Annotated in this window: 14 protein-coding genes; 4 read left to right on the top strand and 10 right to left on the bottom strand. The window is 58.2% G+C overall.

Annotated elements, in window-relative coordinates; translation table 11 throughout:
* The 9 genes from HYP802_RS0110245 to HYP802_RS0110200 form a co-directional block, all read right to left on the bottom strand.
* Entirely contained in the window at window positions 1–1050 is a 1050-nt protein-coding gene (locus HYP802_RS0110245) for a HoxN/HupN/NixA family nickel/cobalt transporter (RefSeq protein WP_013947181.1), read from the bottom strand.
* 1 nt (window position 1051) lies between these two features.
* Window positions 1052–1699, bottom strand: a complete 648-nt coding sequence (ureG, locus tag HYP802_RS0110240) for an urease accessory protein UreG (protein ID WP_013947180.1) — start codon at window positions 1697–1699, stop codon at window positions 1052–1054.
* Window positions 1696–2460: an urease accessory protein UreF gene (locus tag HYP802_RS0110235; RefSeq protein WP_197022722.1), complete on the bottom strand. Its 765-nt coding sequence runs from the start codon at window positions 2458–2460 to the stop codon at window positions 1696–1698. The genes ureG and HYP802_RS0110235 overlap by 4 nt, the downstream gene beginning before the upstream one ends.
* Window positions 2453–2827, bottom strand: coding sequence for an urease accessory protein UreE (locus HYP802_RS0110230; protein WP_348623894.1), 375 nt, complete (start codon window positions 2825–2827; stop codon window positions 2453–2455). Before HYP802_RS0110230 ends, HYP802_RS0110235 begins: the two co-directional genes overlap by 8 nt.
* A 110-nt stretch (window positions 2828–2937) precedes the next feature.
* The gene (ureC, locus tag HYP802_RS0110225) at window positions 2938–4647 is read right to left on the bottom strand and encodes an urease subunit alpha (protein ID WP_013947177.1); all 1710 of its coding nucleotides are present in this window, start codon (window positions 4645–4647) and stop codon (window positions 2938–2940) included.
* Window positions 4647–5273: an urease subunit gamma gene (locus HYP802_RS0110220; RefSeq protein ID WP_013947176.1), complete on the bottom strand. Its 627-nt coding sequence runs from the start codon at window positions 5271–5273 to the stop codon at window positions 4647–4649. Before HYP802_RS0110220 ends, ureC begins: the two co-directional genes overlap by 1 nt.
* A 14-nt stretch (window positions 5274–5287) precedes the next feature.
* Window positions 5288–6154 carry an urease accessory protein UreD gene (locus HYP802_RS0110215; protein ID WP_155831203.1) on the bottom strand — a complete coding sequence of 289 codons (867 nt, stop codon included), beginning with the start codon at window positions 6152–6154 and terminating at the stop codon, window positions 5288–5290.
* 283 nt (window positions 6155–6437) lie between these two features.
* Window positions 6438–7556 (bottom strand): porin, encoded by a 1119-nt coding sequence (locus HYP802_RS0110210; protein ID WP_013947174.1) that lies wholly within the window; start codon window positions 7554–7556, stop codon window positions 6438–6440.
* Window positions 7557–8071: 515 nt separating this feature from the next.
* Window positions 8072–8989: a LysR substrate-binding domain-containing protein gene (locus HYP802_RS0110200; protein ID WP_013947172.1), complete on the bottom strand. Its 918-nt coding sequence runs from the start codon at window positions 8987–8989 to the stop codon at window positions 8072–8074.
* A 136-nt stretch (window positions 8990–9125) separates the two neighbouring features.
* Between HYP802_RS0110200 and HYP802_RS0110195 the strand changes: the two genes are divergently transcribed.
* Together HYP802_RS0110195 and speB are read left to right on the top strand one after the other, a co-directional pair.
* Window positions 9126–10235: a polyamine ABC transporter substrate-binding protein gene (locus tag HYP802_RS0110195; RefSeq protein WP_013947171.1), complete on the top strand. Its 1110-nt coding sequence runs from the start codon at window positions 9126–9128 to the stop codon at window positions 10233–10235.
* A gap of 57 nt (window positions 10236–10292) precedes the next feature.
* A complete protein-coding gene (gene speB, locus HYP802_RS0110190) occupies window positions 10293–11309 on the top strand; it encodes an agmatinase (protein ID WP_013947170.1) in 1017 nt (338 codons plus the stop codon).
* A gap of 46 nt (window positions 11310–11355) precedes the next feature.
* Here speB and HYP802_RS0110185 read toward each other — a convergent pair whose 3' ends face one another.
* Window positions 11356–11853, bottom strand: coding sequence for a DUF2165 domain-containing protein (locus HYP802_RS0110185; RefSeq protein WP_013947169.1), 498 nt, complete (start codon window positions 11851–11853; stop codon window positions 11356–11358).
* A 234-nt stretch (window positions 11854–12087) separates the two neighbouring features.
* On the opposite strand from HYP802_RS0110185, the gene HYP802_RS0110180 reads away from it, so the two are divergent.
* Window positions 12088–13545, top strand: a complete 1458-nt coding sequence (locus HYP802_RS0110180) for an HlyD family efflux transporter periplasmic adaptor subunit (protein ID WP_013947168.1) — start codon at window positions 12088–12090, stop codon at window positions 13543–13545.
* A gap of 11 nt (window positions 13546–13556) precedes the next feature.
* Complete coding sequence (locus HYP802_RS0110175) at window positions 13557–15527, top strand: glycosyltransferase (RefSeq protein ID WP_013947167.1); 1971 nt, start codon at window positions 13557–13559, stop codon at window positions 15525–15527.
* The last annotated feature ends 3 nt before the right edge of the window (window positions 15528–15530 follow it).

Below are 15530 nucleotides of genomic sequence, written 5' to 3'. Positions count from 1 at the left end.
TTACCGCGCAGAGCGTTCTCGCGTCTCGACACCAATGGCGCGATAGACGATCGCCGAAATCATCCAGCTCGCCATGAAAATGCCGACCACGATGAAGCCAAAATTCGTCAGGTTGTCGTTCAACTCGCTGACGACGCCCCAGATCCCGTCCGTGCGCCCAAGCTTGTCCCCGATCAGCCCGAGCGCCTCGACGCCGCCAATAAAGATGGCGACAACGACCGACGCCGCCGTGATCGTCATGTTGTACCAGAGTTTGCGGATCGGATTGACGAACGCCCAGCCATAGGCCTTCGTCATCAGAATGCTGTCCGTCGTATCCATCAGCGACATTCCGGCCGTAAAGAGCGCCGGAAAAACCAGGATAGTCCAGAACGACATGCCCTGGGCGGCCTGAGCAGCGGAAATTCCGAGCAATCCAACTTCCGTCGCGGTGTCAAAACCTAGACCGAACAGGAAGCCGACCGGATACATATGCCAGGATCGCGACACGACCCGAAATAGCGGCCGCAGAAATCTCGCAAAGACGCCCTGTCCCGCAAGTAACGTCTCGAGATCCGCGTCCGTAAGCCGCTCGCCGCGACGTGCGCGCAGAAACGCCGCCCAGACATTCTTCAGGATCAAGAGATTGATGATCCCGATGACAAGCAGAAACAGTGCCGACACAATTGTTCCGATAATGCCCCCGATGCCGTGAAACTCTTCAAGCGTCCCCTGCATAGCCGCTGCAGTGGCCGCAATGACAATCGAAGCGATAATAACGATGGTCGAGTGCCCGAGAGAGAAGAAGAAGCCGACGGAATACGGCGTCTTTCCCTCCTGCATCAGCTTACGAACGACGTTATCGATAGCCGCTATATGGTCGGCATCGAACGCATGTCGAAGACCAAATACGTAGGCGAGCAGCGCCGTCCCCATCAGCGTCGGCCGATAGGAAAAAGCAGCGAATGCCCACACCCATGCACCGACGTTCGAGGCGATCAGCAACGCATACATCGCCACGGCTTTCGCGACACCGCGAGTCGGCTGGTCGTCAAACGGATTGGCCAGCATGCTAATGGCCTGAGGTCGCGGTGGGCCTCGTCAGCGACAGGCCGCCCGAGCGAATGATGAACTCTGCAACCTTGCTCACGCCCTTGCCATCCTTGATATTCGTAAACACATACGGCCGTTCGCCGCGCATCCGCTTGGTGTCCTGCTCCATTACCTCAAGGCTCGCGCCCACATATGGAGCAAGATCAATCTTGTTGATCACCAACAGATCGGAGCGCGTGATCCCTGGACCACCCTTGCGCGGAATTTTTTCGCCTTGCGCAACGTCGATCACGTAGATCGTTATATCGGCCAGCTCCGGTGAAAAGGTCGCGGCCAGATTGTCACCTCCCGACTCGATCAGAACCAGATCGGCATTCGGAAACTTGCTGCGCATCTCGGCTATCGCCATGAGATTGAGCGAGCAGTCTTCACGAATAGCGGTGTGCGGACAACCGCCCGTCTCTACCCCCATGATGCGTTCCGACGGCAGCGCACCGGCACGCGTTAAGATCAACGCATCTTCCTTGGTATAAATGTCATTTGTAATCGCGATGATATCGAGCTCGCTGCGAAACTGTTTACACAGCGCTTCCATCAAGGCTGTTTTTCCTGCGCCGACCGGACCGCCAATGCCGACCCGCAGAGGTCCGTGATCTAAGGAGGTCATGAGCGAAAGAGCCTTGAATATTGTGTTTCATGCCGAAGGGCGGCGATGTCCGACTGAAACGCGGCGCCACCGATATCGTCGAGGGTAGCAGTTTCTGCCACAAGAACCAGCCGCCCGATCGCGGGAAGCAGCGACGCAATCGCGTGCTGTCCGTCCGTATGCCCGATGACGCTGAGGCGGATCACAGCCGACACCAGATTTTGAACCTGGGCGAGCACGAAGCAGCGCAGCATCTCGTGCCGGGAAATCTCATGTGCCGCACCGGTCAAGCCGACTGCGACCGGATAAGCGACATCTCCTCGTACCGACGCAATCCCCCAATCGAAATCCTGTGCGCGCCATGCCTCTCGGATAATGGTGACGAAGGCATTACCCTGCGCTGTTGTTTCCAAATACCGCTCTTTCGAACCGGCCATCGCTAGCGCTAGCTCGTTGACCTCAATGAGCGCACGCGCGTCGCGAACCATCGCAGCGTGCCACGCATGCGCGGCAAAGATTGCATCATTACGTAACCCTCCATACTCAAGAAGAGCATCGAGCCACGCGATGACTGTGGCGACGTTTCTAACCTGCCCAGCTTGGACCGCCCATTCCAGGCCATGACTGAATGCAAAGCTTCCAACAGGAAATGCAGGAGAAAGCCAGATCAGCAGCTTCGCAGCCGCATCGGATGACTTATCTTCCTTCACGACCGGCGTAGACGCGTCTTGAGACGAAAGCTCGCCGCCTATTTTATGCTGACGCTCGGACACGTCATCCATGGCCGTGATCGTCGTCATGATGGTGGTGATGATGGCCGCCGCCTGCGTACGCGCCGTCTTCCGGATCGAACGCTGCCTCGACCATCGCGACCGAAGCACCGAGAAGCCGGACCATATCTTCAATAACATGATCACGGCGGATCAGGATGCGATCCGGCAGCAGCATGACCGGCAGATGGCGATTACCGAGATGCCAGGCAACGCGCACGAGATCGGCAGCCGATGTCGTCGTGATTTCCGTAAGTTCTTCTTTTGCCGCCATTACCCGAACTCTGCGGCCGTCTTCCAGCAGGAGCGTATCGCCCTGTCGAATCCGATGCGCACGCGGCAGATCGAGCAAAAATTCAAGTCCATCTTTTCCCGTCATCGCCAAACGACGGCGATGGCGATTGTCGAAATCGAGCGTTACCTCATCATCGATCAACCCGTGACGAGCGCCCTGGGGCTCGCATGCAATGGCACGAAGCATCGTTCGCCTCAAAACAGAAAATAGCGTTGCGCCATCGGTAGCTCCTTGGCCGGTTCGCAAACAAGAAGCTCGCCGTCTGCCGTCACCCGATAAGTTTCGCTGTCGATCTCGATATGCGGAGTAGCGCCATTGTGAACCATGCTCTTCTTCGAAATCCCCTCTCGCACGTTCTCAACCGGAACGAGCTTCTTTTCGACCTTGAGTCGATCCGCCAAGCCTTTGTCGAGCGACGTTTTCGAAACGAACGTTAGCGAGCTTCGCGTCAGCGATTTGCCGAAGGATGCAAACATCGGCCGGTAGTGGACAGGCTGCGGCGTCGGGATTGAAGCATTCGGATCGCCCATTGCCGCGACGGCAATCGAACCCGCCTTCAAGACAAGATTGGGCTTTACTCCGAACAACGCCGGCGACCAGATCACCAGGTCGGCAAGCTTGCCGACCTCGACCGAGCCGATGTGCTGCGATACACCGTGAGCGATAGCCGGATTGATCGTGTACTTGGCGATATAGCGCTTCGCCCGTTGGTTATCGTTCTCGCCATCGCCGGGAAGCGCGCCACGCTGCTTCTTCATCTTGTCTGCGGTTTGCCACGTGCGAATGATCACCTCGCCGATACGCCCCATGGCTTGGCTATCCGACGACATCATCGAGAGCGCGCCGAGATCATGCAGAATATCTTCCGCTGCAATCGTCTCTTTCCTGATCCGGCTTTCCGCAAATGCCAGATCTTCGGGAATGGACGCATGAAGATGATGGCAAACCATCAGCATATCGAGATGCTCGTCGAGCGTATTGACGGTGAACGGCTTCGTCGGATTGGTCGACGACGGCAAGACGTTCGCGTATCCCGCAACCTTCATGATATCCGGTGCATGGCCGCCGCCCGCACCTTCGGTATGAAACGCATGAATCGTGCGCCCCTTGAAAGCGGCAATCGTATCTTCCACGAAGCCGCTTTCGTTGAGCGTATCCGAATGGATCATCACCTGCACGTCGTGCTCGTCGGCGACGGACAAGCAGCAGTCGATGGCTGCGGGCGTCGTCCCCCAATCTTCATGCAGCTTCAGCGCGCACGCGCCGGCTTCGACCTGCTCCACCAATCCTTGCGGCAGCGACGCATTGCCCTTACCCGCAAACCCGAGGTTCATCGGAAAAGCGTCGGCCGCTTCGATCATGCGCTGAAGATGCCAAGCGCCCGGCGTGCACGTGGTGGCATTGGTTCCGGTCGCGGGCCCCGTGCCGCCACCGAGCATCGACGTGATGCCAGCCGCCAGCGCTTCGTCGATCTGCTGCGGACAGATGAAATGGATATGCGTATCGAACGCGCCTGCGGTAACGATCTTGCCCTCGCCCGCAATCACCTCCGTACCCGGCCCGATGACGATGTCGACGCCCGGCTGAACATCAGGATTACCGGCCTTACCGATGCCCGCAATCAATCCGTCCTTCAGACCGATATCGGCCTTGACGATTCCCCAGTGGTCGATGATCAGCGCATTCGTGATCACCGTATCGACGGCGCCCTGTGAGCGGGACACCTGCGACTGCCCCATGCCGTCGCGAATGACCTTGCCGCCGCCGAACTTCACCTCTTCGCCGTAGATTGTGAAATCCTTCTCGACCTCGACGAAGAGCGACGTATCGGCCAAGCGAACCTTGTCGCCGGTCGTGGGGCCGAACATGTCGGCATAAGCGGCGCGAGAAATGCGGGCGGCCATCAGAGTTTTCCCATCACGTCTTGGCGGAATCCATAAACCGTTCGGGCTCCCGAATAGGGAACCAGCGTTACTTCCCGCGTCTGTCCCGGCTCGAAACGCACGGCCGTACCGGAAGCGATATCGAGGCGCATGCCGCGCGCCTTCTCGCGTTCGAATTCGAGCGCCGGATTGGTTTCGAAGAAATGATAATGGCTGCCAACCTGAATCGGGCGGTCACCTGTGTTCGCAACTTTCAGCGTCACCGTAGACGCGCCCACGTTGAGTTCAATGTCGCCATCGGGTGTAATGAATTCGCCCGCGATGATCGTCGTCGCATCGCTGCCGCCCCGGATCGGTTGATGGACGGTGACGAGCTTCGTTCCATCCGGAAACGTCGCCTCGACCTGCACGTCTTCGATCATCTCCGCTATGCCGTCCATCACCTGATCGCGCGTCAGTACACGCGCACCTTGTTGCATCAGCTCAGCAACCGACCGGCCGTCGCGTGCGCCCTCCACCACTGCATCGGTGATCAGCGCGATCGCTTCCGGATAATTGAGCTTGACGCCGCGCGCGAGCCTGCGCCGCGCCACATCCGCAGCCATCGCGATCAGCAGCTTGTCTTTCTCTCGCGGAGTTAGAAGCATTCGGCCCTCTTAAGCTAAATCGACCAGACACGTGGCAACGGAATTCGCGACAACCGCCGCAAAACCGCCGTGACGACGGCTCGGACATCGAACGGATCGCGACCGGCGAGACGGACGATCAGCATGCCGTTCCAGGCGCTGGCGCCGCCATCGACACTGTCGGTCTCGACAACGGATCGTACGATCGGCAAACACTCTTCGGCGTCCGGCGATAGAAACGCGAGAGTAGCGATCGCACACGCGCCATTACCGACCGCTGCCTTAGCCGCAATTTCTGAAATCGCGCCGGCTAGTCGGACGTCTTCGGCGAATACCAGCCCAGCGCCGCGGCGAATACGCCAGCGATCGCGAAATGCACCCGAACTCAATCTTTCGCCGCGCGCCACGCGACCGAACACTGTGCTTTCAACCGCAAGAACGGAGGCATTCTCGGCCATCTCGATCATCAGCGAACGTTCGAGCCCGCTACCATCGAACAGGATCGTCTCCTGCGGCATCCATACGAGGTTCGCGCCGTCGCCGACGTGAACGTCCGCCGCCAGTACAACGGGCTTGTCCTCCGCGCGATAGATCTTCTCGGCCGATTGTGTGGTGATACAGACGTTGGCGTTACTCTCAGCAACGAAGCTCATCCGCGCTTCATCGCCGCCAGCCAGCCCACCAGCGGTATTCAACACGACAGCCTCGCACCATTCTCCGGCCTTGGGAGTTCTGAGGCGCAAGCCACCGGTTTCGAACGTATCGATCAGCTTGGTCGTGCGCCCGGCGCACGCGAACGTGCCGCGTACCTCGGCGCTCGCACGCACATAAAAGGGGATGGCCGGAAGGCTAGACTGAAACGCGTTGGCGAACATCGGGCGATTGCAACTCTGCTTGGCCACCGGATAACACGATAAAGCCTCGCTCCACGACTGCAAGAGATGACTGCAACAAAGCCGTCACTCAACTCTTGCGCAAATTCGAAGTCCTGCGGACGGCGATGATGGCGGTTTCCCTCCTGCTTCGCAAACAAGAAATCACCGGCGGCGGTCGTCCCGCGATTGGCTTACAGAGAATGAATGAAGGGTCTTTCTCGTTAAATCATCAGAAAAATAAAAGGAGACATGCGAACCTCCCGGGAGAAGGGATGAAGGCGCATGTCTCCTAAGTGGCAGAAGTGTTTTCTTAGAACTGAAGCTGCAGACCGCCTATGAACCGGTCGATATCTCTGTCTCCTGCGTTGTCGACGTTCTGCCGGGAATAGAGAGCGGACAGGCGCGCATCGTGGCCTTTGATGATGTAGTTGGTACCCACCGAATATTCGCTGATGTCCGGACCGTGATCCTGGTCGAACTCTTGGTAGCGGAACACCGGCTGGAATTTACCCGGCCCGACCTTCTGATTGATGAGATAGCTCGTGAGCAGCATGTAGCTCGTGCCATCCGCCAAGCCATTGCCCGTCGGGAGCGATGTATCGATGCCGCTCGTATCATAGACGTAATAGGCACCTTCGAGCGTGAAGACGTCACCGCCCCAAACTTTCTTCTGCATCAAGGCGTCAATGTTAAAGCCACCAAAGTCGCCGGAGTGCGTTCCGTCGCTTGCCGCGCCGCTTTGATACTGCCCAACCACCGCGACTGAGAGAATTTCTTTCTCGCCGTAGTAGTCGCTCGACGTGTAGTAGCCAGACTCCTTGTCCCAGAAGTCATACTGCAAACGGCCCGCGAACAACGGCCCACTCGCAGTTGGCGTACTGCAGCTGTTGTCTCCGGCCGTGCAGCCTTGAAATCCGCCAAGCTCATATTTGAACTTGCCGATGTCGCCCCAAACGGAGCCGCCGTTGTCGCGACCGGCGAAGATCGCGGGGTAGGCGCTGACAAACGGATATTCCCAGGTTCCCAAATAGTACGGACCGTCAAGGTTGGCGCGATCGCTCGGCGCCAGCATGCGGCCTGCCCAGATGTTGAACGACGGGGTAAACTCGAGGCGCAAAATCGCGTCGAGCGTCCTTATGCGAGAAATGTCCGACGTGTCGTCCGGCGCGTGATCAATTTCCGTGTTGTAGGTAAAGCCAATGATTTTGGTGAACTGCCCGTTGGCGTAGATGCGAGCGCTGTTCAATGAAAAGTCATCGGTGTTTTTGGCATCCGGGTTGTAGATGTACTGCCCTCGAATGCCAGCGCCGAAGCTGATCCAAGAGTCATCGTCCCAAAGCTGAAATTTCTCTCCTGCAGAAGCGGCCGAACCGCTTGCGAGAACCAACGTGCAGACGGCCGCAGCCAATCCCCACCTAGATCGTGTCATCAGAAAATTCCCCCCGGAATTCGACGAGAGCCAAAAGCGTGAAATTCGAAGCAGACGGCAGTGCCAAACTCGGCACCTTGAAAATCTGCAGCTCCAAGACTCTAGTCACGCTTCCGGAAATTCCGAAACGAATCCAATAGCTTGCGTGCTCGAAATTGGATCAGCGGATGCGTGCTTTTTGGGCACGCCGGGCACTCTAGAAAAAACGGAAGAAAAATTTATTCACATCAGGTGCTTGAATGAAAAAGCTAACATTGCACATGAAGAATACACATCAAACGCGATGAAAGTCCGGGCACTCATTTTCTGCTCGACAAAATACCCGATCCAGTAAAACCGAGCACGCCGTGGTGGTTTTGCGACAGCCCCAAAAGCTGCGGGTATTGCTCGCTACGAATCTAAGAACCTCGGCGCCGGCATTTGTCTTGTGCACTTAAGTCCAGATGTGCGTCTCACTGGTGCTGTGCAGCGAGCACACAAATCTCCGGCCACCACCAGGAATCAAATCACAGCTCCTAATTGAGCCCCATGACGGCCTTATGCCGGGCGATCTCAGCGATCAGCCACGCGCGGAAATCACGGACCCCGGCATGTGAAGACGCCCCCGATCGCTGGGCAAGACTGTAGCAATTGGGAATGCGCCGCCGAATGCGAAATGGCTCGACCAGCAGCCCGCGGGCCAACAGATCTTCAGCCATGATATTATCGGCAAGCGCAACGCCACCGCCATTGACGGCCTCTCGAATGGCGAGCGACGGATCGTGAAAAATCGCCCCCGTATTGGGATCAACACCCTTGGCACCCTCTCCGACGATCCACTCCTCCCACCACGCCGTCGTGTTTTCGTGAAGCAGACGATGTTTCGCCAGGTCGCGCGGGTTTCGGAGCGCCTTTCTGCCGGTCGTCAGCGACGGCGCACAAACCGGAATGATGATCAGCTTGAGCAGAGGCGTCAGCGCCGGATCGTCAATCTCGTCGCTCGTAAAAAGCACGCGCAGATCGGCCCGCGCATTGCCACCCTTGCCGGCGTCGTCATGTGTCGAAACCTCAAGCTCGCACTCCGGATGCAGCGCCCGGAACTGCGGCAGCCGATCCGCAAGCCATAGGTTCATGAACGTCGCATTGATCGACAGCGTCACCCGCTGGCGCTTGCGCCGCCGCGCCGGACCGTAAGCGCTCACTTCTTCTGTTGAATCCTGAATGATCTTGAACGCCTCGCCGAGACGGCGCGCGTAATGCACGGCCTTTTCCGTCAATTGCACCTGACGGAACCCGCGCTCGAAGAGAGGAACGCCCAGCGCATCTTCCAGCGTACGGATGTGGCGGCTCACAGCCGATGGGCTGAGCTTCAATTCCTCCGCCGCATCCTTGAAGCTCAGCAGCCGGGCCGAGGCTTCGAATGCGCGGATCGCGTTGAGAGAAGGCAATGGCATGCAAGACGGGCCTTCAGATGAGTTTTACTCAACTCATTCCTCAGGAAATACCGTTTGTCGCCGCAACGTGCAAGCCGCATCGTTTGCTTCATTCATTCGCAATTCCGGTCTTCAACCTTTTCTGGAGGGTGACGTCATGCGTCGGCTCGGCCTGCTCGCATCTTGTGCAATTGCACTTTCTCTGGTCGCAGCTTCGCCTGCGGCAAATGCCATTTCGACCGAAGACAAGAACGTCAACATTTACTTCTGGTACGACTACGTCTCGCCGGACGTGATCAAGGACTTCGAGAAGCAAACCGACGACAAGGTCGTTTACGACACGTTCGAGTCGACGGAAATGATGACGACAAAGGTCCTGACCGGAAAAACCGGTTACGACATCGTCCTGCCGACCGCCTCGTCAATCGGCCGGCTCATCCAGGCAGGCGCGCTCCAGAAGCTCGACAAGAGCAAGCTCGCCGTACTGAAAGACTTTAATCCCGACATCATGAAGTTCGTCGCGACTGAAGATCCCGGCAATCAATACGGTGTGCCCTACGCTTATGGAACCACCGGCATCATGTATAATCCGGCATTGATCGAGAAGCGCATGAAGAACGCGCCGGTCAACAGCCTGGACATTATCTTCAAGCCCGAGCTTGCAGCGAAATTTCAAGACTGCGGCATCGCCATGATCGACTCGCCTGAAGGCGTCATGTCGATTACGCTCAACTATCTCGGCTTCGATCCGTTTACGACCGACAAAGCCGAACTCGAAAAGGCGAGCAAGTTGCTCGACTCCATTCGCCCCTATATCCGTCACTTCAAAACCGGCGCAATCATCAACGACCTCGCCCAGGGCGACGTCTGCCTGGCGCTCGGCTGGAGTGGCGACGCTTATATCGCTGCAGGCCGCGCCGCCGACGCCAAGAAAGGCGTCGAGGTGCGCTATTCGATCCCGAAAGAAGGCACCGAAATCTTCGCTGACATGATCACGCTTCCCGCCGACGCGCCGCATCCCGAGAACGCTTATGCGTTCATCAATTTTCTTCTGGCGTCGAAGAACATCGCGACATTCACTAACAACTATTGGTATCCGAACGCGAACACCGCCGCGACGGAGTTCGTCACCGCGGACATCAAGTCGGATCCGAACATCTATCCGCCCAAGGACATGATGGCCAAGCTCTTTGCCGCCCGCCCCCGCGATCCGAAATCGCTCCGCGACATCAATCGCATCTGGACGCGCTTCATGACCGGCGAATAACGCCGACAGCAGCGCCCCAGTATTCAATACCCTGCATATCAAGACAGGAGAGAAACAATGTCGAAAACGTCCCACGCTCCGCTCCGCCCGAGGGAAACCGACTCGGCCGTCTTCGCTCCAAACATCATGGGCGGCTCGCACGAACCGATGTACGGCGGCGTGCTGTCATTCATGCGCCGCAAGCTGTCCCGCGATTTGCGCAATGTCGACGTCGCCGTTTGGGGCATCCCCTTCGACGCCGCTGTCTCGAACCGGCCCGGCGCACGCTTCGGACCGCAAGGCGTGCGCCGCGCCTCGGCGATCCTGGAAGGAGACCCGCAGTACCCCTTCCACGCCGACCCGTTCGAAACGCTGGCCGTCGTCGATTACGGCGACTGCTCGCTCGATTACGGCCGGCATTTCGACGTACCCGCGCAGATCGAAGGCCAGGCGCGAGAGATCGTTCAAGCTGGTGCGACGCTCCTGTCGATCGGCGGCGATCATTACGTCACCTGGCCACTGCTGAAAGCACACGCCGAAAAGCATGGACCTATGGCGCTGGTGCAATTTGACGCTCACCAGGATACTTGGTTCGACGAGGAGGAACGCATCGACCATGGCTCGTTTGTAGCGCGCGCAGTCCACGCCGGCATCATCATGCCGGAACGCTCGATCCAGGTCGGCATCAGAACGCACGCGCCAGAGGATTGCGGCATCGAGATCCTTTACGCGCATGACGTCGCCAACCTCGGCGTCTCCGGCGTCCTGAAGCACATCGCGGCGCGCGTCGGCGACGCCAAGACCTATGTGACGTTCGACATCGACTCCCTCGACCCGGCGTATGCACCGGGCACGGGCACGCCGGTCGCCGGTGGATTGTCATCGCGCGAAGCGCTGATGATCCTACGCGGCTTAGGCGATCTCGACATCGTCGGCGCGGATGTCGTAGAGGTTGCCCCAGCCTACGACCACGCCGACGTCACGTCGATCGCAGGCGCAGCCGTCCTGCAGCACTATCTGGGGCTGCTCGCTGAACGAAAAGCAAAGCATGGCAAGAAGGAACTTCTCACGCGGGTCGCCGAACACTTGCTCTGAGTTCAAGTCGCGACCGACGCCACGCCGCCTCGGTCGCGGCAACGTTTCAGGGAAGATCGCGATCGGATTGATTCACGAAGATCAAGACGGCGAGCACGGAGACATAAAACCGAAAAGCCGCCTGCTGACCGTTCCAAGCCGGCGACTCCCACATCGCAAACCACTCGCCGCCCACCACCATGAAGCCGAAGAACCAGATCAGAAACGCTAGCGTGGACGCAGCAACAGCATAGCGTTTCGCGTCATTGAATGTTTCGGCAGAGGCGCGACGCGCACGCCACAACGCCGTCGCCCCCGCAACGAACAAAATACCGGTCAACGCCTCGGCCGTGATGATGGCGGCATACGCGATCTGCCAAAGCAGCGGTTCTGCTATCGCCCGATACTTGAGAGCGCTGGCAGTCGGTGTCGTGTCCATGCTTAGAACGTGCTGCACAAACACATAATTCGTTCCGTAGTCCGTGATGTTGTTGAATGCGACCAGCAGGCAAAACAGGCCCAGCACGAAACACATCATAATTTTCGCGTATCGCGTCGTTAGCATGCACTCGTCCCCAAAAGTCGCCTCACCGGTCGTTTCAGGCCGGATTCAAATACGTCAATCCTCTCAGGACCAAAAGACAGACATGCTTAAATAAGCATATATACGGTCAGAAAATCGTCTCTATTCGGATCATTTTTACTGCCGGTTTAATATCTAATTTAGAAAATATGCGATTATTAATTTATATATCGAATGTAACATTCCACGCAGACAATTTTGCTTGCGTGGGTACCAATGTCCTCCCAACCCGTCGAACGCCGAACCGCATTTGCCCGCGGCGCGAAGATCCGCGCCGTACAGCCGCCGCCGCCGGAGCTTCCGAGCGCTGAGCAAACAGACGCCGAGACCCTGGCCGACGATAAATTTACGGCAACCGCTCAACTCGCGTATCTCGAGTCAGTCGTAAACGAATGGCAAGCGCCAAACGCCGCGCCGCCTCCTGCAGCAGATGCTGAGCCACCCGCTGACACGCCTCCGAAGCTGTCGTCGCGCCCCGCCGTCAGGTCGATGACTCTACTGAAATCTCTCGTTGCCGTCGCAGTCGCGATCGCGCTCGGATGGTTCCCTGTTCAGCGCCTTCTTGCCACGACCAGCGCCGAAGCCGTCGTGAACGCCCGCATCATCACGATAAGGGCGCCGATCGAAGGTGAAGTAACGATGGCGCAAAACGGCACGGATATAGGCAGTCCTTTTCGCGCCGATCAGAATATCCTGACGATCCGCAACACCCGCGCCGATTCAGTACATCTGACGAACCTGCAGCGGGATCGAGACCAACTGCGCACGAACATTGGCGCGCTCGAAGCTAAGAAAAATCTGCTTCGCAGCAGCCTGGAAGAACTCAATGCCCAGCAAGAGCGATTTCGCCTCGGGCGCATCGCTCAGCTAGAGCAGCGCGTACGGGAAGCAGATGCCAATATCGCTTCGGCACAGGCCCAATACGCGGTTGCTTCCGAAGCGCTGAAACGAGCAGCTGCATTGCGAAAGACCGACGCCGCCAGCCAAGCGTTCCTCGATAAGGCCCAGGGCGAAGCTCATGTAACTGAGCAAGCCATCCAGGCGCAAATCGAGCACAAGAAGGGCATTCTCGTCGAACTTAATGCCGCAAAAAATGGAACCTACGTCGGCGACAGCTATAACGACACACCGCAATCGGCGCAGCGTAAAATGGAAGTTTCCCTTGAACTTTCCGACGTTCAGGCTCGCCTCGATGGCAGTCAAATTCAGTTCGCCGCTATAGACGCTTCGATTGCCGCCGAACAAGCCCGTCAGGCGGAATTGGCGAAAGCCGATATTCACGCCAGCGTCAATGGACGGGTCTGGGAAATGCTCACCGCCCCGGGCGAGCACGTCAATGCCGGACAGGATTTGATGAAGCTCCTCGATTGCGGAAGCGCCATCGTCACTGCCAGCGTCAGCGAGACGGCCTACGAGCGCCTCTCGATCGGCCAACCGGCGACGTTTACGCCCCGCGATGGCGGCCCTGAGTTGCATGGCATCGTGGTCGGCTTGAATGGTCTCGCTGCAGTCGAGTCCAATACTGCAATCCAGCAGAGCGCCCTCTCGCGCGAGCCCTATCACGTCAGCCTCAAGTTTCCAGAACTGTCGAAGAGCTTCGATTGCAGGGTTGGCCGATCTGGCCTCGTCAAGTTCGCCGACGGCGGCAGCGTCTTCGCTGGCAGCCTCTACTGACGGACCGCACAATGAGCGCTGCCGCAGGAATGGGATATGCCGACGCGCTGTTGCCGGCGCTGATTGTTGCCCTACTGGCGACAGCCATCCTGCCGTGGGTCAATCGCAACAACACGATCATTCGCACCTGCGCCATTCTCTTCGGCATCGCACTTGGCTGGCGATATATGTCATGGCGCATTTTCGATACCCTTCCCTCAGCAGACAATCCCGTCAATTTCACCACCGGCGTGATTTTCACAGCCGTCGAAGCGTTGACAATGATCGGCGCGACCATCTCGCAATTGTTCCTGACGCGCACCCGCAACCGCTCTGGCGACGCCGATCGCAACGTCCCGCGCCTGCTAGCCCTGCACGAGCCGCCTAAAGTCGACGTCCTGATCTGCACCTATAACGAAGACGAAAGCATTCTCGAGCGCACCATCATCGGCACGCTCGCGTTGACGTATCCGAATTTCCGCGTCTGGGTTTGCGACGACGGACGCCGGGCCTGGCTGAAAGCGCTCTGCGAGCATCATGGCGTCGGCTACATCACCCGCGAAGAAAATTCCCACGCCAAAGCCGGCAACATCAACGCCGCGCTGAAAAAGCTCGCCAAGCTCGATGAAAAGCCCGACTTCGTATCGATCCTGGATGCGGATTTCGTACCACTGCCCTCATTTCTGACACGCGCTGTATCGCTGGCGCTCGATGCCGACGTCGGCGTCGTCCAGACGCCCCAGCATTTCTTCAATCCCGACCCGGTGCAAAGCAATCTCGCGCTAACGCGCGTCTGGCCGGATGAGCAGCGCTTTTTCTTCGATATCGTCATGGCCTCGAAGGACGCCTGGAACGCCGCCTTCTGCTGCGGCACGTCCTCAGTCATTCGCTTCGACGCACTGCAACGCATTGGTGGCTTTCCGACCGATTCCGTCACCGAGGATTATCTCCTCTCTCTCCGCTTGCGCGAAAAGGGCTTCCGGACCGTCTACTTGAACGAAGCCCTGTCACTGGGCTTAGCACCCGAGGGCCTCGCCGAATATAGCGGCCAGCGCAGCCGCTGGGCCTTGGGTTTCGTTCAAATCTGCCGCGGCCCGAGCGGACCGCTACGCCTCGGGAACAAATTGCCGATCGTCGATCGCATCATGCTCTGCGAGACGTTCCTACATTGGTCGGCGACCCACCTTTTTCGACTTCTCGGTGTGATTGTGCCGGCTCTCTATCTGCTGTTTGGGATAGAGGCCGTCCACGCAAACGTCATTGATGCGATCTGGTATCTGGCGCCGTTCCTCGTCGCGCAGTGGGCGATCTTCACGTGGTTGACGGAAGGCCGCGTGCTGCCGCTGATGACGGACCTCTATCAGATGCTCTGTTCCATGGACGTCTTGAAAGCTGTCGTCTCCGGCCTCGTCAAGCCGAAAGGCCAGAAATTCAAAGTCACGGCAAAGGGCGGCGATCGCAGCCGGCATTTCGTCCAGTGGCCGCTGCTGCGCATCTTCGGCACGCTCCTCGTCGTTACGATGCTCGGCATTGCCCACGCGTTTCTTATGGATCAATCACGCCCGCTTGCAGAGTCGAGCGCCATCGCTCTTTTCTGGAGCTGGTATAACATCGTCGTGCTCACGCTCTGCTGCTACGTCTGTAGCGAGCAGCAACAGCGGCGCACTGGTCAGCGCTTCGAAATGGACCTTCCTGTCAGGTTGTCGGCGAAAACTTCGAGCGCCGTCTATCGCGCATCCGATATATCTGTGAGCGGAATGCATCTTCTCGGCAATGCGCCGCTTCCGATCGGTAGTACCGTCAACGCCCACTTCGCCGGCATCGACGTCGACGCCCACATCCGCCGATCGACGGCAAACGGCTTCGGACTGGAATTCGAGCTGACGGAGCAAACCAAAGCTCAGGTCCTTCAGCTCATCTTTTCAGGCAAAGCGTCGACGGCCGTTACCCAAATCAAGCCGCACCTCGTCGCCAAGGCGCTCGCCGCGCGCGTGTTCAGGTAGCGG

Source organism: Hyphomicrobium sp. 802 (assembly GCF_000526135.1).
Taxonomy (GTDB): domain Bacteria; phylum Pseudomonadota; class Alphaproteobacteria; order Rhizobiales; family Hyphomicrobiaceae; genus Hyphomicrobium_B.
This window is presented reverse-complemented; position numbering and strand designations above follow the sequence as displayed.

Coding starts and splice junctions, on each gene's coding strand:
- HYP802_RS0110245 (WP_013947181.1), bottom strand. CDS start 1,050: ATGCTGGCCAATCCGTTTGACGACCAGCCGACTCGCGGTGTCGCGAAA.
- ureG (WP_013947180.1), bottom strand. CDS start 1,699: ATGACCTCCTTAGATCACGGACCTCTGCGGGTCGGCATTGGCGGTCCG.
- HYP802_RS0110235 (WP_197022722.1), bottom strand. CDS start 2,460: ATGGATGACGTGTCCGAGCGTCAGCATAAAATAGGCGGCGAGCTTTCG.
- HYP802_RS0110230 (WP_348623894.1), bottom strand. CDS start 2,827: ATGACGGGAAAAGATGGACTTGAATTTTTGCTCGATCTGCCGCGTGCG.
- ureC (WP_013947177.1), bottom strand. CDS start 4,647: ATGGCCGCCCGCATTTCTCGCGCCGCTTATGCCGACATGTTCGGCCCC.
- HYP802_RS0110220 (WP_013947176.1), bottom strand. CDS start 5,273: ATGCTTCTAACTCCGCGAGAGAAAGACAAGCTGCTGATCGCGATGGCT.
- HYP802_RS0110210 (WP_013947174.1), bottom strand. CDS start 7,556: ATGACACGATCTAGGTGGGGATTGGCTGCGGCCGTCTGCACGTTGGTT.
- HYP802_RS0110200 (WP_013947172.1), bottom strand. CDS start 8,989: ATGCCATTGCCTTCTCTCAACGCGATCCGCGCATTCGAAGCCTCGGCC.
- HYP802_RS0110195 (WP_013947171.1), top strand. CDS start 9,126: ATGCGTCGGCTCGGCCTGCTCGCATCTTGTGCAATTGCACTTTCTCTG.
- speB (WP_013947170.1), top strand. CDS start 10,293: ATGTCGAAAACGTCCCACGCTCCGCTCCGCCCGAGGGAAACCGACTCG.
- HYP802_RS0110185 (WP_013947169.1), bottom strand. CDS start 11,853: ATGCTAACGACGCGATACGCGAAAATTATGATGTGTTTCGTGCTGGGC.
- HYP802_RS0110180 (WP_013947168.1), top strand. CDS start 12,088: ATGTCCTCCCAACCCGTCGAACGCCGAACCGCATTTGCCCGCGGCGCG.
- HYP802_RS0110175 (WP_013947167.1), top strand. CDS start 13,557: ATGAGCGCTGCCGCAGGAATGGGATATGCCGACGCGCTGTTGCCGGCG.